Raw genomic sequence first — 21,366 nt, 5'->3', positions numbered from 1 at the left:
TAGCATGTCAGGAGAAATTTGTCAATTCAGTTCTTAAAATGATCCTTTTAGTGATCCTCGGAAGGAGGGTTAGGAATACTTTGGTTAGGAATAGGAGAAAATTCGATGTAACTTAATGTATTAAACCAGGAGTTTATAGTCTCTTTTAGGGTCGAAAAACCATGTGTCTTTTCGTCTACGAGATTATAATTGGGATGCAAGAGTAAGGCAGGTTGGTAAAAACAGATTTACCGATAACTGGAGACTCTAACCTTCCGAACGGTTTTTACTTCGTATGTCTGTACAGTCATCACAGCGCCTCCAAATAAATTATAAAAATATTTTACAAAACTGCCGAAAAATGACAAGCGTCTAGTATCGGACCCGGCTATCCCGTTCTATATTCCGGCTGCCACAATGGGGGCATTTCTTGCCAAGCAGCTCGCTGAATATTCCCAACAGGGGAACTTTCCCCATAAATCCATGGTTACAATCCCGACATCGGTACAGGATGGTCATCCCCTGTATTGGGGAAATAATCTGTATCTGTTTAAACATACAAAGCCTCATTTCTTATAAGATACCTCATGGAAATGATAAAAAGGTCGCCTGCCAGTGGACCAAAAAGCAAAAAAGACATGGCATATTAGTTAATGTGAAAGCACATACAAGGAAAGGGGCTGTCTTCATGCGTTTTAGCGCAGGAGGCAGCTTGTGTCACGGAGTTACCGAAAATTTCCATCCAGTTCCCCTAATGGGGAGTTTATACCACATAAATGGAAACATTTTCGCGAACTGGAACGTCAGTGCGTCCACCGGGAAATGATGGCAGTTGACCATGGCGAGACGCTTTTCCCCCGGTATTACCCGGCCAATGAGAAAAGCTGGGTGTCTACCCATAGATGCTATTTGTCAATAAAGGAAATACGGGATACATACTATGCTGAAATAAATCATATCCTTAACGATTTCCAGAGCCGGCGGCCACGGGAAGCATACAGGGAAAATTTTCTCACTAATTTTAACAGTATGGATGTTAGCAGCGTATTCGATTTTGAATGGCTTAACCATCATAGGATCAAACAAGCTATAAAACATTGGGAAGGAGAACCCCTGGATGTTCTCTATTATTTGCAGCAGCAAGGCTTGATAGAGATGGCTGTCAGAAAAGCGTATAAGGGATACAAAAGAAAGGATTAGGTTATTATCAAACTTATTGCAGGGATGAAAATACCATGAAAGAAATGTTGGAGCCGAACTGTACTTATGGGCAATTTAAGCGGCTTTCTTAAAAGACAGGCACTTTTTAAACGATAAATTTTATCCTTTTCACTTTATTTCTTCTGTGATTCTGAACGCTGCTACAAAAACCTCCTCCCAGTTATCCCCAGAGGGATAACCGGGTCGCCCGAATAGTGCAGAAATTCTGTCCGTTTCCTGCACAGCAGCCGTCTCCGGCAGTATTCCTCGATGGTGTAGGAAGCCGTTACCAGGCAGTAGCGGGCCAGAGCGTCCTCCCGGTCGTCAATGCCGAGCAGGGCCTTAAAGTCCCCCAGAGGGACCAGAGAAAAAAGCCGTTCTTGTTTTGGTGTAGTACCCATAATGGAGAAAGGATAAACCCGAAATTTCAGGGCGAAACATAGGGCCGCCGCCCTATCCGGCAAAAGTGGCAAAAGTGGTGCCAGGCACCTTTGGACGGTGAGGACTAAAGCAAAAAGCAGGGTGGACGCATATAGCTTTCAAACGGCGCTAGGCAAAAATGGTGCCTGGCACCGAACTGGAGGTGGTATGCGGAAGAAGCGGGGGTTTGTTGGGGGGGCGGTTTATCATGTTACGTCTCGGACTAATGATAAAAAGCGGCTGTTTGGGGATAGGCTGGGGAAGAAGATTTTGCTGGTGACTTTGCGGAATGCTAAGGATAGGTTTGGGTTTAGGCTGTTTAATTTCTGCATTATGCCGAACCATATCCATTTGCTGATTCAGCCGGGGGATGGGGGGGACCTTTCTCGGATTATGCACTGGGTTAAGACTAATTCGTCCAAGTGGTACAACGGGGTTAGGGGTTCGTCGGGGCATGTGTGGGGGAACCGGTACTTTGCCAGGGTTGTCAGGTCGCCGGAGGATTATTTTACGGTGATGGGGTATATCGACCGGAATCCGGTGAAGGCGGGGCTGGCTTATGCTGTGGGGGTCTGGGAGGTGTCGGGGGCATTCCATATCCTGCATGGGCGTAAGGAGCTGGTGGACTATGATGAGTTTACCGAATGGGCCTATGCGCGGGAGCGGTTGCTGCTGCCAGACTTGCGCTATGGGAGTGGGTCCTACCGGGATGCCGCTAGACAAAAAAGGTGCCTGGCACCTTTGGGGGTTGGGCTGCCGATATGCCGCTAGGGGTAGCGTATACTGAAAGATGGCGACACTAGGAAAAACGGTGCCAGGCACTGTTTTTCATTTCCATCCCCGTCTTTTTTACTAAAAAAGTATATTTTTCATGCTATTTTATAAGAAATAAGGATATACTCTTTATAGATTCCACTAAAACGAGGTATTTTGTGTCGATAAATGCGCGTAATTGTATGAACCACCGGCCCATGGCGGGGCTTTTTTGCCTCATCCTTCTTTCCATTTCCTTCCCGGCCTTTTCCCAGGAACCCTCCGGGGACCGCTCCCCTTTGAGCATATCCCTGGGGCTTGAGGCCGCCTGGTACTCTGCGGAGGGTGTAGCCTTTGGGCCCGGCCTGGCGGGGGAATACCGCTTTTCGCCGGCCCTGGCTGCCGGGGTCTCTGTGGGCTTTTTCCACGACTTTACCGAGTACGCCACGTTTGAGCCCGGGGCCTTTCTCCGGTGGTATCCCCTTGCCAGGGCTTCCGGCCCCTTTTCGGGGCTCTTTGCCCAGGGTATGGCTGGGGCGGCGCTAATATGGGGCAGCGACGCCATGCAAACCTTCCCCATGGGCGGCCTGGAACTGGGCTTGCGCATAAACCTGGGCAATGGGGACTGGTATGTGGAGCCACGGATTCGCGGGGGATACCCTTTTATCGCCGGGGCGGGTGTTGCGGCGGGGTGGCGGCCTAAAAAGAGTGAGAAGTCAGGAACTAGGAGTGAGTTATGAAAACGAAACAAATCGCACAATGGCGTCTGCCGACCAAGGTCGGGGCGCCTTTTCCCAAATGGTGCCAGGCACCTTTTCTGGCGCTGTTGATGCTCGGTGTGGCCGGGTGCGGGAACCCTATCCTGCGGGATGCCTTTAATACTGAAGAGAAACCGGGGACCCCGGGGCCGGTGGCGGACACTACGCCCCCCGCTTTGCCCGGGGGCCGGGCGGCGGGCCAGGCCAGCGCGGCGGGAACTACCGCAACGGTCAAATTCAGCGCCGACGAGGGGGGGACTTTCTACTACCTGGTACTCCCCGCAGCTGATAACGCACCTACAGCGGCGGAGATACAGGCCGGCGGCGCCAGCGGCGGGAGTGGCCCGGCGCAGGCGGGGATAAACACCATCCTCCTGGATGGGCTTACGCCGGGGATCGGTTACACGGTGTATATCCTGGTGGCGGACGCGGCGGGGAACCTTTCGGCGGTGCTGGGTGTCCCGGTTAGCCCCCGGCATACCGGCGCCGACCCCGCAAAGGACCGGGCTGAACTGAACGAGGCGGCCCTGATAACGGCGGGGGAAATCACCCTTGCGGCGCCCAGGGCCGGCGGCGGGAGCGCCCAGGTCGGCATAAGCTTTGGCGAGGACGGCATAATCACCATTGTCATTGACGGGGTTGTAACGGAATACCCGTATACGATTAGCGGGGATACCATCATCGTGAGCGGCGGCGGCCCTGCCGGCGGAAGCGGCGGCGGGGATGCGGTACTGGGGTTTGTTATCGGCGATGATGGGACCCTTACACTGAATGGCCTGGACACGCTTGCCGATGGGGACTTGGCTCCCGGCGCGGTGGTTTCGGAACCCAACCCGCTGCTGACACCGCCCCCGGCGGTCCCCCCGCCTGCGGACCCGCCCCCGGCGGAAACCGCGGCCCTTACCGCGGCCATCACCGCTGCGGAAACCCTGATCGCCGGCACGGCGACCGGGGAGGAAGCGGCGGCGGTCCCCCTGGATGTTCACTATGTTACCGGCGCGGAGAAGGCGGCGTACCAGGCGGCCATTGACGCGGCGCGGGCGGCGCGGGACGACGGGGCGGCGACAGCGGCCCAGCTTGACCAGGCGGCGCTGGACCTGGCAACGGCGACCGGCGTGTTTACCGCCGCCGCTGCGGCCAAGACCGGGACCAAACCCGGCCCCGCCCCCATCCTGGGGGTGGCGGCGGTCAGCTTCGCCGGGGCGGACTATGGGTATGCGCGGCCTGGGGCCCAGCCTATTACCATTACCAATACCGGCACCGGGGCGGCGACTATCAGCGCCCTTACCCTGAGCGGCGACGGGAAGGCCGCCTTTGCGCTGGGCGGCAGCGGGGACACCGTGGCGGCGGGGGGCAGCATTGCCACCCGGACCGTGCAGCCTGAGGCGGGCCTTGGGGTGGGGAGCTATACGGCGATCATCACCGTGAGCTATGACAACGGGCTTACGGCGGCGGCGCAGGTATCCTTCGCCGTCTCCCCCGCCCCCATCACCGCCCCCTCGGTCACCGCCCTGCCCACCCCCGCCCCCGGCGCCCTCCCGGCGGAAGCCGTCGCCCTGGCCACCGGCAGCGCCGGCAGCGCCGACCCCCGCTACGCCGTGACCGGCATCGTCTGGGAGCGGCACACCGGGACCGGCGCCGATGACTGGGCCACCGTCGCCACCGGCGCCGCCTTCGTCCCCAAGGCCGCCTACCGGGCGGCCATCACCCTGCAGGCCGCCGGCGGCTACAAGTTCGCAAGCGGCGCCACCGCCGCCGTGACCGGCCCCGGCGGCGCTTCCCTCCCCGGCGCCACCGTGGGCGGCGGGACCATAGGCGGCGGCGACACCGCCGGGAACACCCTCACCTTCACCGTCAGCTTCCCGGCAACCTTAGGCGGCACGGCGGCCGTCACCGATCCCACCGGCTGGGAAACCCCGGCGCCCCACCGCTTCGGCATCACCAAAAGCACCGACCCCGACTGGGTAAGCCCCGGCTGGGTAAGCGCCGTCGGGACCCTCACCCTCAGCCTGACCGGGGGGAGCCCCGGGGACTACACCGCCTTCCAGTGGACGGTGAACGGGAAGGACGAGGCAGACGAGGCGGCACAGACCTACAGCTTCACCGGCGCAGGCCGGAACCCGGGGACCTACACCGTGGGCGTGCGGGCCAAAGCAGCAGACGGCCACTGGTACGAGAACCGGGTCGAAGTCGAAGTCATCGGGGCAAAGCTGGCCCTAGAGGGCGGCTATGACGGAGCCATCACCGTTGAGGTGCAGGGCGGCCTCCTCAAAAGCATCACCCTCGCCACCGGCAGCAAAATCCTCATCGGCCGCAAGGCGGATGAGCTGGTTACCCTGAGCCTGAACAGCGAAGGCAATCTCCAGTTCCGGGCCGTCGATGCTGATGGCAATGTCCCCATAGGCAGCTATGCGGAGTTCCAGTTGATTAGGACGACCCGGCTTGGCACCGACCATAGCGGCGTCACCTACAAGCAGGAAGCGGACCTGGACCTGATGGGCGCCCCAGCACAGCAATGGACGGCGATAGGCAGCTACAGCGCCCGATTTACCGGGACCTTCGACGGCGGCGGCTGGGCTATCAGGAACCTGTATATAAACAGCGACGGCGACCAGGGCCTGTTCGGCATCGTGGGCGGCACGGTGCAGAATGTGCATATAGCGAGCGGTTCCGTTACCGGCGGCAGCTCTGCCGGCGGCGTGGCGGCGTACAACGACGGCACCATCACCGCCTGCTCCAACAACGCCACCGTTACCGGCAGCTACGACGCCGGCGGCGTGGCGGCGAGGAACTACAGCACCATCACCAACTGCTCCAACAGCGGCGACGTTTCCACCAGCGGCAGCAGCAACGGCAGCACCGGCGGCGTGGTGGGGTACAACGGCGACGGCACCATCACCAACTGTTACAACACCGGCGACGTTTCCGGCAACGGCATCGGCACCGAGTGCGGCACCGGCGGCGTGATGGGGTACAACAGCGGCGACATCATCGCCTGCTACAACACCGGGACCGTTTCCGGCGGCGACTACAGCAACACCGGCGGCGTGATGGGGTACAACAGCGGCGACATCATCGCCTGCTACAACACCGGGACCGTTTCCGGCGGCGGCGAAAGCAGCTTCACCGGCGGCGTGGTAGGCCTCGCCAGAGGCACCATCACCGCCTGCTACAACACCGGGGCCGTTATCAAAACCGGAAGCTCCGGCACATTCGGCGGCGTGGCGGGGGTCAACATGCTCGGCACCATCACCGCCTGCTACTGGACCGATGTGGCAGGCGATGCTGCTAGCGTAGGCGTTGGCAGCAGCAACGGCAGCACTGACACCACCACGAAGTTCAGCGACGCATGGCCCACCACCGGCACCCACACCCAATGGGGCACCGCCGCCGCCAACCCCGGCACCAGCGGCCAATACTGGAAGAACCTTGGCGCCTGGAACACCGGCGGCCCGAGCACGGTGTATCCCAAGCTCTATTGGGAGGAGGACTAAAACGGGCCGAAAAAGGCCCAGCCGACCAAGGCCGTGGCAAGTTCCTTCGGAACAGGGACGAAAAAGGCCCAGCCGACCAAGGCCGTGGAGTTTCGGCATAGCCGAAACTCCGAGCAAGTTCCGAAGGAACTTGCCGTCTAGGCAGACAGAGCTTCCGTCCAGGCAGACAGAGCTTCCGAAAGGTGCCAGGCACCTTTCTGCGGGCTGAGAGTATTAGAGCGAGAATGTGTAGATGAGCGAGGATTAGTATATGAGGAGTATAGGTATGATGAATGGTAAAGCTGACAAAAACGGTGCCTGGCACCAAAACGGTGACAGTCACCTTTTCTGGGCTAAAGGTGCCTGGCACCTTCTGGGCTTCGTGATGGCCCTGCTGATGGCGGGGTGTGCGGCGACGGTGGGCGGCCCGGAGGGCGGCCCGGTGGGCGGGGGGCTGGGCGGCCCTGCGGGCACCGTGCGGGTGGAGGTCTCCGGGCTTGGGCTGGGGACTGAGCTTGGGACTGAGCCGGAGACTGCGCTTGGGACTGAGCCTGAGCCTGTGTCTGGAGTTTCGGCTACGCCGAAACTCCAAGCGGTCCCGCAGGGACCGCAGCGGACCGCATACCCGACGCCGCCGCCTGTGGGGGGGCTTGACTATACCTATACTTGGAAAAAGAGCGGGACGGAGATGGACCCCCAGCCCGAGGAGGTCAGCGCTGGGAACTACATCCTGGCGGTGGGGGCCTACACCCTGTACGTGGAGGCCTATGACGACAGTGTTCCCGACAATAAGCTGGTGGGGACCGGGACCGAGGACATCACCGTGGCCAATGGCCAAAGCCAGACCGTCACGGTGACCCTGAAACCGGTGACCGGGGCCGGGGCCGGGACCCTGGCCTATACCATCACCTACCCGGCGGGGACCACGGTCCTCAGCCTGACCCTGCAAAACCTGGCCGACGAGGGCGGGGAGCCTATCGTCCTGACCCCCACCACCACCCCCCCCACCACCCTGACCGGGACCAAGGCGGGGCTGGCCGCCGGGGACTACCTGCTCCGGGCGGAACTGCTGAACAGCGCAGGGTATGCGGGCATGAGCGAGACGGTCCACATCTACGGGAACATGACCACCTACGTGGGCGGCCCCAGCACGGACCCCACGGCGGCGAGCTTTGAGTTTACGGCGAAGGACTTTGCCGCAGGGGACCCGGCGCTCATCGGGGAGTATACCGGAACGTTTACCGTTGAAAAGTCCGTGGACGGGAGGCTTATCAAGAGCATCACCCCCACGGACATAACGGACCCCATCCTCATCGGTCGCCGGGCGGACGAGCAGGTCTTCCTGAACATAGACAGCGAAGGCAATCTCCAGTTCCGGGACCCCGATGCTGCGGGCTTCGTCCCCATCGGCAGCTATGCGGAGTTCCAGTTGATTAACACCCAGCTTGGCCCCGACCATAGCGACGACAAGTACAAGCAGGAAGCGGACCTGGACCTGCTGGGCGGCGCTCCCGGCGTATGGGGCGGCGAGCAATGGGATGCGGTGGGCTTCGATTACGACAACTCCTTTACCGGGACCTTCGACGGCGGCGGCAAGGCTATCAGGAACCTGTATATAAACAAAAGCTCAAGTGTGCAGGGCCTGTTCGGGTGGGTGGGCGAAGGCGGCACGGTGCAGAATGTGCGTATAGCGAGCGGTTCTGTTACAAGCGACCTATTTGTCGGCGGCGTGGCGGGGTACAACGAAGGCATCATCACCGACTGCTCCAACAGCGGCACCGTTACCAGCGAAAGCTACTACGCCGGCGGCGTGGTGGGGAACAACAACTACGGCAGCATCACCGCCTGCTACAATACCGGCTCCGTTTCCGGCAACGGCTATGCCGGCGGCGTGGTGGGGTCCAACAGCGGCCCCATCACCGCCTGCTACAACATTGGCCCCGTTTCCGGCAACAGCCAGGTCGGCGGCGTGGTGGGGTCCAACAGCGGCCCCATCACCGCCTGCTACAACACCGGCCCCGTTTATGGCACCACCTATGCCGGCGGCGTGGTGGGGGAGAGCCATGGCAGCACCATCACCGCCTGCTACAACACCGGCCCCGTTTCCGGCAACGGCTATGTCGGCGGCGTGGTGGGGGAGAGCCATGGCAGCACCATCACCGCCTGCTACTGGAAAGATGTGGGAGGCGCTGCAAGCGCAGGCGTTGGCGGCGACCTCGGCGACAGCGGCACCACGAAGTTCGGCGGCAGCTCATGGCCCACCAATAATGCAACCAATAGCTGGGGTATCGGCAATGACCCCGATACGGGCTTCTACTGGAAGAGCCTGGGCAACAGCGCCACCCCGGTGTATCCCACGCTCTACTGGCAGGAATAACAAGACTGCGGATACAAAAGCCCGGGGATACCGGGCTTTTTTTTAGGGGGGGGGGCGGGCGCTGGAAGTGGTTACCGTGGTAAAGATTAACGGCGAGGAGATTGTCATCCACGCCATGAAAGCGACTAAGAACGTTATCGACATACTGAAAAAATTGCAGCGGGCCGGTGGGTCCGAGGGAGGTCCGGATGGACAGGATTGAAACACTGGACGATGGCACGCCGATTACCGATGCGGTGGCCGATGTACTGGTGGCCGATGTGTATGCCGCACTGGATCGAGGGGCGTACCGGGCCATCCCAAACCCCCACAGCCAGCGCAGCGCGAAACCCCGGAAGCTGGACCCCCAGGCGCGTGCTGCGCTGCAAGCGGCGTTGGACGCCGCAGAATAGGCGCCCGGAAAAAGGGGGGAACCGGCGGGGGGCGGCAAGTTCCTGCGGAACTTGCCGCCCCCCGCCGGTTCCCAGGGAAAAGGGAGCAACCGGAGCGTGCGCTTATGCAGAAGCGGCGATTTTCTCCCGGACCAGCTCGCCGATGATCTCCGTAGGGGTCTTGTGGGTAGCAATCGCCCTGGTTACCAGGTAGTCCTCTGAAAGGCGGTCGAGCGCCACCATGCGAAAGCCCTGCCGGGTGGTAACGCCGCCTTTGGACGGATCGGTTGTTGGTAAATGGGTGGTATAGTATTCGTCCAGCGCTTCCCCTTCCCGGTCGGTAATGTCTTGCATACGGTTCTCCTATTCGTTCATCAATGGAATAAGTTCTTTCCTACAGGTCATGGCATGAAATACCTTCACCCTGTTTTCGCCCAAATCATGGTACATCACTTCCAGCGGATTACCCTTGGTATCGAAGCCCAACAACAGGTATTTGTTATCAAACCCGACCACAAGGTGGTCATACTTGACGGTATTAAAGGCCCATTGAATGTCCGCTTCAGTAACACCATGCCTGAAAGCTGAGGGAATACAGATGATCTGTAACTCCATATCCATACCCCCTATACTACCATACCCGGCTCTGTATAGCAAGAAAACGCTGTTGGGCGGCAGGCGCCGTTTTTCCCGAAAAAAACAAAAAATCGCACAAAAAATAAGTTCCCGCTAAAGCATTTTTCACGGCGGCTCCATAAAGGGGGGTGTATGGGGGAAAACCCTGTGCATGTGGACCAGTAGGTCCGAGGAGTTGCTATGAAAGATAGGTGTTACTTTGTCAGCGCCGGGGCTGCCGCCAAGTTGGCGGTTCTGGCGGGACGAAAAAGGCGCGTGGCGCCTTTTTCGTCTTGGAGTTTTGGCATAGCCAAAACTCCATGGACCGGGGCTTGGAAGGCTGTGCTTGCTGTGCTGTTGGCCGGGGCGCTGCTTACGGGCTGCGAGGGGCCGGCGGGGCCCATGGGGCCGGCCGGGCCTGCGGGCCCTGCGGGGCCATCCGGAGCCGAGGCCGGGGGCGGCGGCGGGTATGGGCGGGTGACTATCACCATTGGTGATGCGCTTGGCCAGTCCGCTCGGACCTTGTACCCGGCGGCGGATTTCGACCGGTTTGAGGTGAGCTTTTCCCACCCGACGGCGAGTCATGGGACGGTGGCCTTGAGCCCCGGTGTGGCGGAAACCGTGGAGCTTGCGGTTGGGGACTGGATTATCACGGCCCGGGCGTACCATGCCGGCGCGGCCACGGCGGCGGCGGCGGGCTGGGCGGCGCTTACGGTGAGCGCCGGGGAGAGCGTGGCGGAGCGCATCACCCTGGCGCCGGGGGACGGGGCGGGGACCTTCGCCTATACGGTGGCCGTGCCCGGCGGCCTCAGTGCGGGGGCCCTGACCCTGACCAGGGCCGGCCTTGACGGGGCGGATGCGGCGGTGGACGGGGGAACCCGGACCCTGACGGCGGGGGTGAATGCCGGGACCATCGAGCTGCCGGGGGGGTATTACCTCCTGACCATCAGGCTTGCCAAGGGCGGCTTGAGCGCCGGGCGGACCGAGCTGATCCACCTCTACCCCGGCCTGACCACCGAGGCGGCGGGGCCGGATTATGTCTTTACCGATGATGACTTGGCTGTCGCGCCGGAGCCTCCTGCGCCGCCCACGACGGAACCGCCCACGACGGAGCCACCTGCGACGGAGCCACCTGCGGGGACACCTGCGACGGGCGGCCTCAGTATTACGGTGGGGCTTAGCCTTGCCCACGAGCTTACGCTTTCCGGGTACGGCGGGCCTATCGTGCTTTCCGGGACCGGGGCGAATAGCGCCGTCACTCTCAGTGCGGAGGGATACAGCGCGGTTGCCTGGTATGTGGACGGCGAGGAGATTGGCGCGGGGGATGGCAGCATTACCCTGAACGCCGCGGACTACGATGCGCGGCCCCACTCCCTCACCTTTCGGGGAGTCCGGGAGGGGGTTCCTTATGCGAAGCTCCTCCCCTTCACGGTGACGGCGGCCTTGCCGGCGGACCTGCCGGAAGCGGAGCCGGACCCGGAAGCGGAGCCAGAGACGGGAACCCCCTATGCCCTGGCAATAACCGTGGGCGCCGGGGCTTCCCAGGCGGAGCTTGCCGCCGCCATCGGGGCGGCAGTGGCGGCCCTGCCGGCGGCCCCGGGCGGGACAGGCCCGGGGCCCGGCGAGGCTTGGGAGCTGCGGGTCAGCGGCCTGGATTTGTCCGGCGGCCTGGGGGCGCTCTATGCGGCGGCGGTGGCGGCCCTGCCCGCCGGCGACATTGCCCTGGACCTGGGGGGCTGCACGGGGGAGAGCATCGCCTATGCCCTCAGCGGGTCAGCGGAGGAACAGCAGGCTATCCGGGAGCGCTTTACCGCCCTTACCCTGTCGGCTTCGGTGGCGACTATCGGCGGCGGGGCCAAGGCCGGGTCGGCGATTAAGTCGGCCCTGGGCGGCTTTTCCCGGCTCCGGCAGGTCAGCGGCGGGGGCGTTACGGCGATTGGGGAAAACGGGCTCCGGGACTGCGCTGCCCTGGAGGGCGTCTCCTTCCCGGCGCTTGAATCGGCGGGGAAGGAGGCCTTCTCCGGCTGCGGCAGCCTCGCGGCGGTGGACTTTCCCCTGGCCACGTCCATTGCCGGCGCTGCCTTCAGCGGCTGCGCCGCCCTGGAAACCGGGAGCTTCCCCCAGGTCGTGTCCTTCGGCAGCCATGCCTTCACCGGTTGTACCGCCCTGGGCTCACTGGTGCTGGGGGCCAGCCCCCCAACAGCGCCCATCTTCAACGGCCTTGTGGGGCAGGCCATCACCATCACGGTTCCCCCCGGACGCAAGGCTGCCTACGAAGCGGCCTGCACCTCCACGCCCTGGGGCGGCAACGTAACGGTAACGTTTGTGGAAGGGTAAGCGCAAGGCGAAAAACTAGCTGACGAAACAAAGCCCGGGGTTACCGGGCTTTGTTTGCTATCGCCGTACTAGTACCTAAAAATATTTTCCCCCATTAAAGCAAAATCCATATACAAGCCGTATCGTATCGGAGGCTTTTTATGCACAGAAAAACTACGTTTTTTGCCTATCAAAAAGGGCTGGCACAGGGCCGCAGAGAGGGATTTGCCGAAGGCAAAGAGGAGGGCATGATCATAGCCTATACCGCCTTGATGGACGAGATAGCCCACCAGCTACAACACCACGGTCTGTATGCGGACCAGATCATGGCCATCACTGGCCTATCCGCAGAGGAATTGTCTGAATTGCAGCCGGACGCCGACTATGTCAAAAGCTTCTGCCGCGAATAAATCCACCGGGTAAAATTATCGTAGTCCACAAGCCCCCTAATATTCTCTTGAATATAGCTGACCGTTGATATGGCCTCCCTGGTAAACTCCTCGCTGGAACTCATGGGCAAGGTCTCCGACGAGGAATCCAATCCACAGGGTAAAAAGAGATAAAAACCCGGCCCCATAGAAGGGACCGGATAGGTTTATGTAATTTTAAGCGCCTTCTCTTTTTGGCGATATTTTTTCATAGTTTTAGCATTGGCGGTATACGCATAAATAAAATGGTGTTCTTTTCCCTTGATTTTTTTATCCCATACTCTCGCAAAGCCCATGTGTTCATAGAAACCAAAATTGGAATCGGTGGTTGTTAGTACGATAATAGGGTAGTTCTTCGCTTGCGCTATAAAATCAGTGATAAGTTGCTTACCATATCCTTTTCCGTGAAAACTTTCCATGGTCTTGAAAAAAGTGAGCCAGGCACATTGCGATATTGAAACTCCGATTGTGTTTCTGACAACATCACTAAACCGTTCTCCACTACCACCGCCAAGTTGTATCATAATGAACTCATCTTTCGCATTCCGTTGACTCTCAAGATAGGCGATGTATTTTTTGACGTTGTTTCTCTGCTGCCGATGGTTATTAAAACCCGGAATTCTCCCGATTAAGAAGCCTGCGGATTTTCTATTGGTATCAAATGCATATCCGAAATAATTGGCGTTTATATCAATGAGATATTGGAGCGAATCTATCCGGAATTCATCATGATCCAGCCAGGGGTCTATTTTGATATGGCCATCGTATCGAAATTTCACATATTCATCCAGAATGGCTTGGTCTTTTATTTTGGTATCGGTAAAGTCCTCAAGACTGAAAATATAATCAAGTTGTTCATAAAGGTTCATAGAAACCCCCATTTCTCTATTTAAATGTCCCCTTTCCGGACTCGAATAAAAAAAGGCAGCCGAAATTGCCAATAAGGTTTTATTTTCTATTGCTAGAAAACTTCCTAAATACTTATTATTGTACCGGTTGTTCCGGTTCTTTTGCCTTTACACAAAAGAACACCAGGCTAAATCTGACTGCCCTCCGCTATAATTTAAAATCCCGCAAGTACCCGATGCTAACCTTGTAGCCTTCTTTTTCAAGACGCCTTACAAACGAAGTATACGCCGTAACTACGTGCTTATTTGGCCGATGGGCGGACCACCGTACTTCCCGATGAGTCTTGAGTAGTTCGGGAACATATTCCTCCACATCATTCGTGGGGATACCGGTTTTGTCAAATCTGAATGCCAATAATTCATCAACAACTTGATGATCCTTTGGATTCTCATAACAGCCAATAAAACCGAGAAACTCGTTGGTATCATCATCCCTGATGAATACTCCTTGCCGGTCCTTCGGTTCAGGACATTTTACAACATCTTCAATAATCTCACGTATTGTATCCAATCCTTTTCTTCTCGTAATTATTTCCAGATAATTAGCCATATACCCTCCTCTGGTATGTATTTCCTCTATCCGTTCTGAGACCCATTCCCGGAATGTCGGCATCACATCTTCATCACCGCTGACCAACACATCGGATGGATAGTCAGGCGGACGCCTGGGTACTAACTGTAAAAGTTCCCGAATTGGCCAACCAATATTCCACTGAAGGAATCCTGTTATTTTGCGATAAATCAACCAAACGAGATATTGCCAAGAGATGAACGGTATGTAATTCCTATAGCCAATGCCTTTGTTGATTTGCCGGTAATAAAACATGCGTGAGGATAGTTTAGGGTTTAATCGCCGGGCTTCGGTTAAGTCATGCTCGAATCTGGCTTTTTGTTCCGCCAATACATCTTCATGGTACTTCCTGGTAAGATACTCTGGGGTCTTGTCTTTCGGAACAAACTCGCCTTTATAGATTTTTATTTCAAGTTCAATATAATTATATTCTTCCCATGGTTCTTTTATATATGATGGTGCATTCCAGTAAGATCGGTGAAATAATCTTTCAAACATCTTTACCCTCCTTTATTTTTTTTCTTAGTATCTTTTCTCATCTTCTTTTGTTCCTTGAAATATTTCTCGTCAAAAGTACGTTGGCAGCTTTCCAGGAAATCATGCCTATAGACCGGATCTACCCTAACTCCGCCACGTCTCACTATTGTCCTCCATATTTTTTTCACCTGTTTTTCTACTTGTTCTTTGAGCGTGCGAAAAGATTCATAGTAATATTGATCCTGATATGGGCTACCCATTCTTTTACCTACTCTTTCGTTTGAACAGTGGCGAAGGTATTTGTGCAGGCATGGAAACTCATCACCGCGTTTTGGATTCTCATAGTTCCACAATTCCCGGAGAACAGTGCTATCCCGAAACACCACAATCGCCTTTAGTTTGATAAAGCGATTTTCAGTATACAAAATATTTGTTTTATCAAGATCACCAGCAGTCCCAATGTTGTGAAAACTTAAAATGTGATCAAAGTAAACAAAACGTTTGCCAAGCAACAGCCGACAGACTTTACCGATTAGTGTAAGCTTGAAATGAAACTGATACGGGAATTCTTTGTTTTGCTCGACCCAATCCGGGTCCCACAAGTGTTCTATATTAATCACAATCTACCCTCCTTTTTGATGGTTACTCCATCGATTTAAATTCTTTACGTTGTCTTTGCCGGAATCGCCGCTAAAAGCGATACTACTGAACTTACCTGTGCGGATTCTGAAATGCCTGTCTTACACCAGACCGCAAAATGCTCGCAGTTATTAAAGATGATGTTATACTTATCCTCTCCGATCCGGGAACGGGCCCGTTCTGCCGTTTCTTTCCCCGAATACAAATGAAAACCAGAACTTGATAACTCAAGCGCCAAAGCAGACAAGGAATCCATAATTGTAAAAAGCGTTGGATGCTCTATCATATCAAGGACTTTTGTTCCAAGGTCCGGTTTCCGGTATGTACTAGAAAAAATGCAAACCATGTATCGCCCTCCGCGGCAGAAACTGTTAAGTGTCGTCTCATGCACACAGATATCATCTCCAAAGTCTCCGGTCTTAGAAGCATAGTGGATAACCCGATTTTCCCCAGCATATACGCCATAGTGGTAATACAAGCCACGGCTTACCCTGAGAATGTCACCAGGGTTTGGGCAAAGCTTTTCCTGGTGCGCCATGTTCCCATCCCCTATACTGCTTTTTATATCTACTCCCGGCATAATACCTTTTGCCCCGATTCAAAGAGCAGCGCGTTTACATCCGCAATATCCCAAAGTTCATGCTCTACGCAGAAGCGGACAACCAAATCCGATATAGAGCTATCGCTTAATGCAAAGCCAGCGGTCTTCAAAAATTTGTTAAACTCTGTAATGGGCAGTTGCAGTGCAAGAGCAAATGCAATAGCCGTTTCTTTCTTAGGCTTGTAATTGCCGCTGGTCAGTATTTTTGAGTACAGGCGCTTGTCAATCCACGCCTGTTTGTAAAGCTCCGCCGGTTTCAGGCCCTTTTCTTCCCGCAGTTTCTCAAGCGTAAAGGCAAATGGCTCATGACGATTTTGCTTCACAAAGGATGCCAACAGTTCCGCGGCTTCCCCAAAGGCATTTGGCCGTATGCCCCGCTCGGCGCCGGGCAGCTTGGCCGTTCCCCCAAAAATTGGGGGAATTGACACAAGCCGGTATCGCTTCTTTATATAGTCACGAAGTTCTGTAATCAGTGTCTCATTTACCATAAGGCCCCCCTCTTAATCAGCATCACTGTCGATACTATCCGTATGCGGTAATGATGCAGTTATCAGGTTAACAAGCGGCCTCAAGGCATCTGCGGCAGCATTATTGCCGATAACACTTTGCTCTCTGATAACGCGGTCTATCATGCTATCAAGTTCAACATCCGCTTCCGGCAGTAACGCCTTCTTTGATTTATCATTATTCATAATTAACCCCTTTCCGAAAAAATGCTGTTTAAAAAGTCCCCGGTCATTTCAAGAACCTTTTCGGTTACCCCGTAGATTTCGGCAGTCGCCGCATCCAGGGCATCTACGATAGGGCCGGCGATTTGAGCTACCAGCTCGTCTTCCGCGTCAATTTCCTCCTGGGTTTTGCCGGTATTGATTTCTTCCAGTTCCCCATCAGGGCCATTCAGGGATTCAGCAAGCGCAAACAATTTATCCGCCGCTTCGTCTAATACCCCGGTTATCTTTTCGATACCTTCGCTGAATCTATCCTCATCCTGAAACCCATCGGTAGAATCCATACCTACCCCGCTTTCCTTTGCCATATATAGCCTCCAATTAAAGTGTGAGGACGCTTTGCAGCGCCTCCTGGTAATAAAGATAAAACAATAGTAACTGAAAATGGTCGCTCCCCAAGGGACTTTAAGATTATATCAGTTCTGTCCGTTGGGAATTAGAGCCAATCTTTCTGAGAATCCCGGCCCGGCAAGGATCATCCCGGTAAACTTCCAGGATGTTTTCAAGAATAACCCTGGTGGTTTCGGTATCTTGATTCTCCAAAGCACAGGTTAACAGGTTAAAATACCCGCTATAAAGGACAGCTTTTTCACCAAAACGGTTCGTGAGGTATTGGGTCAATAGGGCCCGCTCGTTCCGAATGAGTTCCAAAGCAAGATCCCGTTTGGCGCTGATTTCCTGCCGCTCAGTTTTCCCCTTTTCTACAAGCCCGGCATAATCGGTAATGGCTTTGATTACCCCGCCGATCAACTCCCCTTGCGGAATTGGCAGGGGGGAAGATGGGATTAAATCATACTTCATTGATGACCTCCCTTCTAACCTTGGAAAACACTATTCCCGAATTCCCATTGAGATGGCCATGGGGTGTAAGGATGTCAACTTCGATTACCGCCTTCAGGGCTTTCGCAAGCAAGACGCCTGCCTCAACCTGTTTCATGATGTAAACCGATGGCTGCTTTTCCCCAGTTGCGCGGTAAGCAGTCAGGGCGGATATAACCGGGGCGGCCCTGCTTATGAGCTCTTGGATGATATATTCGCCTTCCTTTATCCGGGCGGTAATGGCTTCCAGCGCTATCATGGTCTTTTCCATCCGGGCGATTTCGATGTCCGTATTTGCCGCCATCAGTTCTGCCCGGGTTTTCGCTTCTGTCCCCTTAGCGGCAAGGTTAAAGCCGGCGATGGGAATAGCCAATAACGCGGCTTTGGCAAAAAATGATACTGCGTTTTCCGGTTCATCGGCGAAACACCCAAGATCGTTAATATCCTGCGCAATGCAATGCAGGCTCTTAATGCCGGTTTCCTGGTATGCAGAGAGATTCACTGCCTTATAATACGACAGTATTTCAACCGCATTTTTAATCTCATTTTGATACACGGATCTTTTCATATCCATAAAACGTTCCAGTCTGTTTTTCACCGATTCCGCCTTTCGGCAAAGCCGCTTATACACGGCATGGTACGATTCCAGAGCTTCAGCGCTTATTTCATCCGCCTCATTCTGATCAATCAAGCCCTTGATGCCTGCCCCAAGGCCGATTGCCGTTAAGCCAAGCCCGACTGTTTCACCAGCAGTCAACGCCGATGCAACACCGGCTGCTATTATTCCTAGTATTGGAAACATGAATACCCTCCTCGCTGAAATAAGCCGCCCCTACTGGGGCGGCTGTTTACTGATAAATGCCGCTCGCCTAAAAGGAAACGGCAAACCTTTCCTCATCATCAACAGTGTCCGGTTGTTCCCCGGATTCGTCCTGTTTAAACTCCCTCCTGAACTCCACATGCTCCGCCACAATAGAAATCCTGGAACGGGGCTTTCCATCAGGCCCATTCCAGCGGTCCTGCTTTAAGCGCCCGACCACACGCACCGCCCGGCCCTTATGCCCCAGGTTTTGAACGCTCAAAGCCAGCTTCGACCAGGTTTCGACATCGAAAAAGCTCACCTCCTTTTCCAGCCCTTCGCCCTGCTTAAAGAAGCGGTTTGTAGCGATGCTGAAATTACAAACCGGGGTGCCCTTCGCTGTTTCATGGTATTCAGGGTCCCGGGTCAGATTGCCTTCGACGATAATAGAATTGAGGTTGTTCATGGTTCTTGCTCCTTGATCAAAATTAAGCCTCCCCATACCAGGGAGGCTTTTGAATGACCGCACATTATGCGGCTTCCTTGCCAACATCGGTTTCAGGCAGGGGCATGATGACCGCAAACACCGATCCTGCTGCGCCATCTTCTTTCAGTACGATTGCCCCGCCCTTTTCGTTCTGGCAATACACCGACCATTTTTTCTTGGAAAGGTCTTCAAGATGGCGCATATTGACAAGCTCCCCGGTCTGTTTCACAAAGCTGTGAAACACCCTGGATAGCCGCTCTGTTTGATCGCGGCCTTTTCCCATGCCGGTATCAGTAAGGTCAATGCTTCCCCGTTTCCGGGTGTTTCCCGGAATGACCCTTGCCCAATTCGGAAAGGTGATGTCCTCAACCGGGTTACCAAAACTGACAGAGTCTTTGGTCAGGGCAGGCTTGTAATCCCCGCCCTTAATTTTTCTGCTAATCTCGGCAACGTGAAGCCGCTTACCGTCGGTGGCGATAAGGCGGCTGCCTGTTTGGGTTTCCTCGATATGCAGGACCGCGAGGTATGCACGATTTACATCTTTTGAACGGGCTTTAAGGACAAAGGCTATCTTTTCAAAGTCAGCCGGGCTTTCGTGGCGGTTCAAAACGAGCGGGGCGGTTTCCGGCTTTGCTTCATTCTTTTTGCCCTTGGCCTTTCTAAGCGGCTTCACCGTTGTTTTGACAGCCGGTTTAGGCTCCGCTTTCTTGGGCGGTTTTTTAGAAAAGATTTTTTTCCAATCCCTGGTAATAGACGGATTGGTGTAGCCCATCCGGTCAAGGACCGGGCGGGGAACGATGTTTGGTGCGCTCATAGTGCGCCTCCTCTAGGGTACTTAAAATTGAAGCCGCCATTGACAGGCGGCCTTGAGAAACAATGAAGGGGGTTATGCAGCTTGGGTAGCCGCTGGCGGGGATACGGGGGCCGCCGCTTTCGGCTCAGCAGCGGATTTGCGTTTGGAAAGCTCATCGTTTAAGAACATTTTGAGATCTTCCAAGTCCTTGATACCCGTTTCATCAGGGTGGATAGATTCAATGATTTTCCGGGCTTCCCCTTTTTCCATTTCAGTAAAATAGGGGTTCCCGGATTCTGAAATGGCAGTAATAATAGCGCCTATTTCATCAACAATCTTCCTGCCCTGATCTTTTACGCTGCCGGCTGTTGGCTGTTCCATAAGGGGCTTTTTGGCAGGGGCCGCTTTGGCATCACCGGCTTTTGGTTTCCCGTTTTTGGCAGCTTGCGTCTCCGGCGCGGAAACCGCAGTTCCCGTTGAAAGCCAATCGTACAGGGCAACGCCAAACGCTTCCCCCGGCTTGTCAATAATTTCATCCTGAAACTTGCCGGTCCGATCCTTGGTTACGGTTGCCTGGTGTTTCTGGTCTAGCTCCATGAGCAGGTCAAATTCGTATTCGATCCCCTTGCCCTGCTCCGGTGCCAAGCCCATCTTTTCCGGCGCAACCTTCCCGCCCTTCCCTTCCCCGATTACCCATTCGGTCTTGCTCCGCATGGTAGCAATGATGTGCCCGGGGAAGTTAAGGATGGCGTCGATAAACCGTTTTTGTTTCGGGTTTACCTTCGCCCAGGGTGAAAAGGTGTTTTTGCTCACGCTGCTTTGGGCGATGCGGTCTACTTCATCGGTCAGCTCCCGCCACGCATGGGACAGGGAATCAATCACCAACACCTTGTACCCCGCCTTGACACATTCGTTCATTGCGGCGATGTAGTGGTCAACGGTTTTCCCGTCGAGATCGTCAACGTCAAAGGGAATCCGGTCGGCGTATTTGGACGCTGACCGGGCTTCGGTGTCAATGACCGCAAAGGGAACGCCCATCGTATCGGCAATCCCTTTCGCCATCCGCAAGGCTGTCATGGTTTTCCCGGAACCAGACGGGCCGAATAACGCGCACCGCAAATAGAGTTGGGTGCGCTCCGCTTTCTTAAAAGCCATTTTTCTGCTCCTTTGCCGGGTTACTTAGTAACCCAGCTTCTTACTTCAACTTCGGTACTGAGCATAATCCATACCGGATTCTCATACCGCAAGCTGTCTTGCTAAATCATGTGCCGGTTATATAGGCGCTGATAAAGAGTACCCTCGCCATGCCGCCTATTTATTTTGAAGATATATGCGCCTTGGCGTACAATATCGCAGTCATAGCCCCAAAATAATTTCCTCATCCCTTTTATGCTTGGGTGAGGGCCTGCCGAGGGTATATCGGCATCAGATAAATTAAGTGCCGACCGGGGAACATAGATTGTTTTCCCTTTCATCCGGTTCCTCCATTTGGTCAAATACAAAATCTTTTGGGTCTGCCGCATTCGCTTTCAGGAAGTACGCTGCCTCGGAATGGGTTTCAAATATCCATACGGTACCCATTGAATCCGCTTCTATGAATTTTCCTGTTTTCTTACTTTTTAGCCTGAGCATTAAGAAACCCTCCTTCCCCCGGCGATAACTTTCTCCGGATGAACCAGAAAATCCCAATCCACATCCTCGCAGGAAAGGGAGGAATGAATATCACCCCCTAGTACAAGGCCGCAATGTTTTTCCACATATTCCTTTGCTTGTGATTTGTTTTCAGCTCCCACAAAGAAGGTTCCCTCAAAGATAAACCGGGTCTTAATGGCATACTTCATTGAAGCACCTCCC

Annotated in this window: 26 protein-coding genes; 8 read left to right on the top strand and 18 right to left on the bottom strand. The window is 55.3% G+C overall.

All coding sequences use genetic code 11. The features are described from left to right. Window positions 1-351: 351 nt before the first annotated feature. Window positions 352-537, bottom strand: a complete 186-nt coding sequence (locus TREPR_RS14955; protein ID WP_015709188.1) for a zinc ribbon domain-containing protein — start codon at window positions 535-537, stop codon at window positions 352-354. An 803-nt stretch (window positions 538-1,340) separates the two neighbouring features. Next, on the bottom strand, window positions 1,341-1,580 hold the full coding sequence (locus TREPR_RS14945; protein ID WP_174269885.1) for a hypothetical protein: 240 nt from the start codon (window positions 1,578-1,580) through the stop codon (window positions 1,341-1,343). A gap of 187 nt (window positions 1,581-1,767) precedes the next feature. Between TREPR_RS14945 and TREPR_RS14940 the strand changes: the two genes are divergently transcribed. The 6 genes from TREPR_RS14940 to TREPR_RS14920 all read left to right on the top strand — a co-directional run bounded on the left by TREPR_RS14940 (window position 1,768) and on the right by TREPR_RS14920 (window position 9,352). Beyond that, window positions 1,768-2,370 carry an REP-associated tyrosine transposase gene (locus tag TREPR_RS14940; protein ID WP_015709185.1) on the top strand — a complete coding sequence of 201 codons (603 nt, stop codon included), beginning with the start codon at window positions 1,768-1,770 and terminating at the stop codon, window positions 2,368-2,370. Window positions 2,371-2,531: 161 nt separating this feature from the next. Then, the gene (locus TREPR_RS14935) at window positions 2,532-3,092 is read left to right on the top strand and encodes a hypothetical protein (RefSeq protein ID WP_148257339.1); all 561 of its coding nucleotides are present in this window, start codon (window positions 2,532-2,534) and stop codon (window positions 3,090-3,092) included. Beyond that, on the top strand, window positions 3,089-6,604 hold the full coding sequence (locus tag TREPR_RS17985; protein WP_052299735.1) for a GLUG motif-containing protein: 3,516 nt from the start codon (window positions 3,089-3,091) through the stop codon (window positions 6,602-6,604). Before TREPR_RS14935 ends, TREPR_RS17985 begins: the two co-directional genes overlap by 4 nt. A gap of 265 nt (window positions 6,605-6,869) precedes the next feature. Next, window positions 6,870-8,960: a GLUG motif-containing protein gene (locus tag TREPR_RS17980; protein WP_015709182.1), complete on the top strand. Its 2,091-nt coding sequence runs from the start codon at window positions 6,870-6,872 to the stop codon at window positions 8,958-8,960. A 76-nt stretch (window positions 8,961-9,036) separates the two neighbouring features. Beyond that, entirely contained in the window at window positions 9,037-9,162 is a 126-nt protein-coding gene (locus TREPR_RS19160; protein WP_015709181.1) for a hypothetical protein, read from the top strand. Continuing rightward, complete coding sequence (locus tag TREPR_RS14920; protein ID WP_148257337.1) at window positions 9,128-9,352, top strand: hypothetical protein; 225 nt, start codon at window positions 9,128-9,130, stop codon at window positions 9,350-9,352. Before TREPR_RS19160 ends, TREPR_RS14920 begins: the two co-directional genes overlap by 35 nt. 102 nt (window positions 9,353-9,454) lie before the next feature. On the opposite strand, the gene TREPR_RS14915 is transcribed toward TREPR_RS14920, so the two are convergent. Together TREPR_RS14915 and TREPR_RS14910 are read right to left on the bottom strand one after the other, a co-directional pair. Continuing rightward, window positions 9,455-9,685, bottom strand: a complete 231-nt coding sequence (locus tag TREPR_RS14915; protein WP_015709179.1) for a hypothetical protein — start codon at window positions 9,683-9,685, stop codon at window positions 9,455-9,457. Window positions 9,686-9,694: 9 nt separating this feature from the next. After that, window positions 9,695-9,946 carry a hypothetical protein gene (locus TREPR_RS14910; RefSeq protein ID WP_015709178.1) on the bottom strand — a complete coding sequence of 84 codons (252 nt, stop codon included), beginning with the start codon at window positions 9,944-9,946 and terminating at the stop codon, window positions 9,695-9,697. A 201-nt stretch (window positions 9,947-10,147) separates the two neighbouring features. On the opposite strand from TREPR_RS14910, the gene TREPR_RS14905 reads away from it, so the two are divergent. Next, window positions 10,148-12,283 (top strand): leucine-rich repeat protein, encoded by a 2,136-nt coding sequence (locus tag TREPR_RS14905; protein WP_041611239.1) that lies wholly within the window; start codon window positions 10,148-10,150, stop codon window positions 12,281-12,283. 140 nt (window positions 12,284-12,423) lie between these two features. After that, window positions 12,424-12,672 carry a hypothetical protein gene (locus TREPR_RS14900; RefSeq protein WP_015709174.1) on the top strand — a complete coding sequence of 83 codons (249 nt, stop codon included), beginning with the start codon at window positions 12,424-12,426 and terminating at the stop codon, window positions 12,670-12,672. A 185-nt stretch (window positions 12,673-12,857) separates the two neighbouring features. On the opposite strand, the gene TREPR_RS14895 is transcribed toward TREPR_RS14900, so the two are convergent. The 14 genes from TREPR_RS14895 to TREPR_RS14830 form a co-directional block, all read right to left on the bottom strand. Continuing rightward, window positions 12,858-13,559, bottom strand: a complete 702-nt coding sequence (locus TREPR_RS14895) for a GNAT family N-acetyltransferase (protein ID WP_148257335.1) — start codon at window positions 13,557-13,559, stop codon at window positions 12,858-12,860. A gap of 187 nt (window positions 13,560-13,746) precedes the next feature. Beyond that, window positions 13,747-14,667 carry a hypothetical protein gene (locus TREPR_RS14890; protein ID WP_015709171.1) on the bottom strand — a complete coding sequence of 307 codons (921 nt, stop codon included), beginning with the start codon at window positions 14,665-14,667 and terminating at the stop codon, window positions 13,747-13,749. A gap of 2 nt (window positions 14,668-14,669) precedes the next feature. Beyond that, entirely contained in the window at window positions 14,670-15,266 is a 597-nt protein-coding gene (locus tag TREPR_RS14885) for a hypothetical protein (RefSeq protein WP_015709170.1), read from the bottom strand. 44 nt (window positions 15,267-15,310) lie between these two features. Beyond that, window positions 15,311-15,823, bottom strand: coding sequence for a lecithin retinol acyltransferase family protein (locus tag TREPR_RS14880; protein WP_169313432.1), 513 nt, complete (start codon window positions 15,821-15,823; stop codon window positions 15,311-15,313). 29 nt (window positions 15,824-15,852) lie between these two features. Next, complete coding sequence (locus TREPR_RS14875) at window positions 15,853-16,374, bottom strand: helix-turn-helix domain-containing protein (protein ID WP_015709168.1); 522 nt, start codon at window positions 16,372-16,374, stop codon at window positions 15,853-15,855. A 12-nt stretch (window positions 16,375-16,386) separates the two neighbouring features. Then, window positions 16,387-16,578: a hypothetical protein gene (locus TREPR_RS14870; protein WP_015709167.1), complete on the bottom strand. Its 192-nt coding sequence runs from the start codon at window positions 16,576-16,578 to the stop codon at window positions 16,387-16,389. A 2-nt stretch (window positions 16,579-16,580) separates the two neighbouring features. After that, window positions 16,581-16,922 (bottom strand): hypothetical protein, encoded by a 342-nt coding sequence (locus tag TREPR_RS14865; protein ID WP_015709166.1) that lies wholly within the window; start codon window positions 16,920-16,922, stop codon window positions 16,581-16,583. Between the two features lie 103 nt (window positions 16,923-17,025). After that, window positions 17,026-17,415, bottom strand: coding sequence for a hypothetical protein (locus TREPR_RS14860; RefSeq protein WP_015709165.1), 390 nt, complete (start codon window positions 17,413-17,415; stop codon window positions 17,026-17,028). Beyond that, window positions 17,405-18,235, bottom strand: coding sequence for a hypothetical protein (locus TREPR_RS14855; RefSeq protein WP_015709164.1), 831 nt, complete (start codon window positions 18,233-18,235; stop codon window positions 17,405-17,407). The genes TREPR_RS14860 and TREPR_RS14855 overlap by 11 nt, the downstream gene beginning before the upstream one ends. 67 nt (window positions 18,236-18,302) lie before the next feature. Beyond that, complete coding sequence (locus tag TREPR_RS14850; RefSeq protein WP_015709163.1) at window positions 18,303-18,698, bottom strand: single-stranded DNA-binding protein; 396 nt, start codon at window positions 18,696-18,698, stop codon at window positions 18,303-18,305. A 64-nt stretch (window positions 18,699-18,762) separates the two neighbouring features. Next, window positions 18,763-19,533, bottom strand: coding sequence for a hypothetical protein (locus TREPR_RS14845; RefSeq protein WP_015709162.1), 771 nt, complete (start codon window positions 19,531-19,533; stop codon window positions 18,763-18,765). Window positions 19,534-19,605: 72 nt separating this feature from the next. Beyond that, a complete protein-coding gene (locus TREPR_RS14840) occupies window positions 19,606-20,667 on the bottom strand; it encodes an ATP-binding protein (RefSeq protein WP_015709161.1) in 1,062 nt (353 codons plus the stop codon). Window positions 20,668-20,946: 279 nt separating this feature from the next. Beyond that, on the bottom strand, window positions 20,947-21,144 hold the full coding sequence (locus tag TREPR_RS14835) for a hypothetical protein (RefSeq protein ID WP_015709160.1): 198 nt from the start codon (window positions 21,142-21,144) through the stop codon (window positions 20,947-20,949). After that, window positions 21,144-21,353 (bottom strand): hypothetical protein, encoded by a 210-nt coding sequence (locus TREPR_RS14830; RefSeq protein WP_015709159.1) that lies wholly within the window; start codon window positions 21,351-21,353, stop codon window positions 21,144-21,146. The genes TREPR_RS14835 and TREPR_RS14830 overlap by 1 nt, the downstream gene beginning before the upstream one ends. Between the last annotated feature and the right edge of the window lie 13 nt (window positions 21,354-21,366).

This window comes from Treponema primitia ZAS-2 (assembly GCF_000214375.1).
GTDB lineage: Bacteria > Spirochaetota > Spirochaetia > Treponematales > Breznakiellaceae > Termitinema > Termitinema primitia.
This window is presented reverse-complemented; position numbering and strand designations above follow the sequence as displayed.

Coding starts and splice junctions, on each gene's coding strand:
- TREPR_RS14890 (WP_015709171.1), bottom strand. CDS start 14,667: ATGTTTGAAAGATTATTTCACCGATCTTACTGGAATGCACCATCATAT.
- TREPR_RS14945 (WP_174269885.1), bottom strand. CDS start 1,580: ATGGGTACTACACCAAAACAAGAACGGCTTTTTTCTCTGGTCCCTCTG.
- TREPR_RS17980 (WP_015709182.1), top strand. CDS start 6,870: ATGATGAATGGTAAAGCTGACAAAAACGGTGCCTGGCACCAAAACGGT.
- TREPR_RS14880 (WP_169313432.1), bottom strand. CDS start 15,823: ATGGCGCACCAGGAAAAGCTTTGCCCAAACCCTGGTGACATTCTCAGG.
- TREPR_RS14860 (WP_015709165.1), bottom strand. CDS start 17,415: ATGAAGTATGATTTAATCCCATCTTCCCCCCTGCCAATTCCGCAAGGG.
- TREPR_RS17985 (WP_052299735.1), top strand. CDS start 3,089: ATGAAAACGAAACAAATCGCACAATGGCGTCTGCCGACCAAGGTCGGG.
- TREPR_RS14915 (WP_015709179.1), bottom strand. CDS start 9,685: ATGCAAGACATTACCGACCGGGAAGGGGAAGCGCTGGACGAATACTAT.
- TREPR_RS14940 (WP_015709185.1), top strand. CDS start 1,768: ATGCGGAAGAAGCGGGGGTTTGTTGGGGGGGCGGTTTATCATGTTACG.
- TREPR_RS14870 (WP_015709167.1), bottom strand. CDS start 16,578: ATGAATAATGATAAATCAAAGAAGGCGTTACTGCCGGAAGCGGATGTT.
- TREPR_RS14830 (WP_015709159.1), bottom strand. CDS start 21,353: ATGAAGTATGCCATTAAGACCCGGTTTATCTTTGAGGGAACCTTCTTT.
- TREPR_RS14855 (WP_015709164.1), bottom strand. CDS start 18,235: ATGTTTCCAATACTAGGAATAATAGCAGCCGGTGTTGCATCGGCGTTG.
- TREPR_RS14840 (WP_015709161.1), bottom strand. CDS start 20,667: ATGGCTTTTAAGAAAGCGGAGCGCACCCAACTCTATTTGCGGTGCGCG.
- TREPR_RS14955 (WP_015709188.1), bottom strand. CDS start 537: ATGTTTAAACAGATACAGATTATTTCCCCAATACAGGGGATGACCATC.
- TREPR_RS14900 (WP_015709174.1), top strand. CDS start 12,424: ATGCACAGAAAAACTACGTTTTTTGCCTATCAAAAAGGGCTGGCACAG.
- TREPR_RS14845 (WP_015709162.1), bottom strand. CDS start 19,533: ATGAGCGCACCAAACATCGTTCCCCGCCCGGTCCTTGACCGGATGGGC.
- TREPR_RS14835 (WP_015709160.1), bottom strand. CDS start 21,144: ATGCTCAGGCTAAAAAGTAAGAAAACAGGAAAATTCATAGAAGCGGAT.
- TREPR_RS14850 (WP_015709163.1), bottom strand. CDS start 18,698: ATGAACAACCTCAATTCTATTATCGTCGAAGGCAATCTGACCCGGGAC.
- TREPR_RS14905 (WP_041611239.1), top strand. CDS start 10,148: ATGAAAGATAGGTGTTACTTTGTCAGCGCCGGGGCTGCCGCCAAGTTG.
- TREPR_RS14865 (WP_015709166.1), bottom strand. CDS start 16,922: ATGGCAAAGGAAAGCGGGGTAGGTATGGATTCTACCGATGGGTTTCAG.
- TREPR_RS14895 (WP_148257335.1), bottom strand. CDS start 13,559: ATGAACCTTTATGAACAACTTGATTATATTTTCAGTCTTGAGGACTTT.
- TREPR_RS14910 (WP_015709178.1), bottom strand. CDS start 9,946: ATGGAGTTACAGATCATCTGTATTCCCTCAGCTTTCAGGCATGGTGTT.
- TREPR_RS14875 (WP_015709168.1), bottom strand. CDS start 16,374: ATGGTAAATGAGACACTGATTACAGAACTTCGTGACTATATAAAGAAG.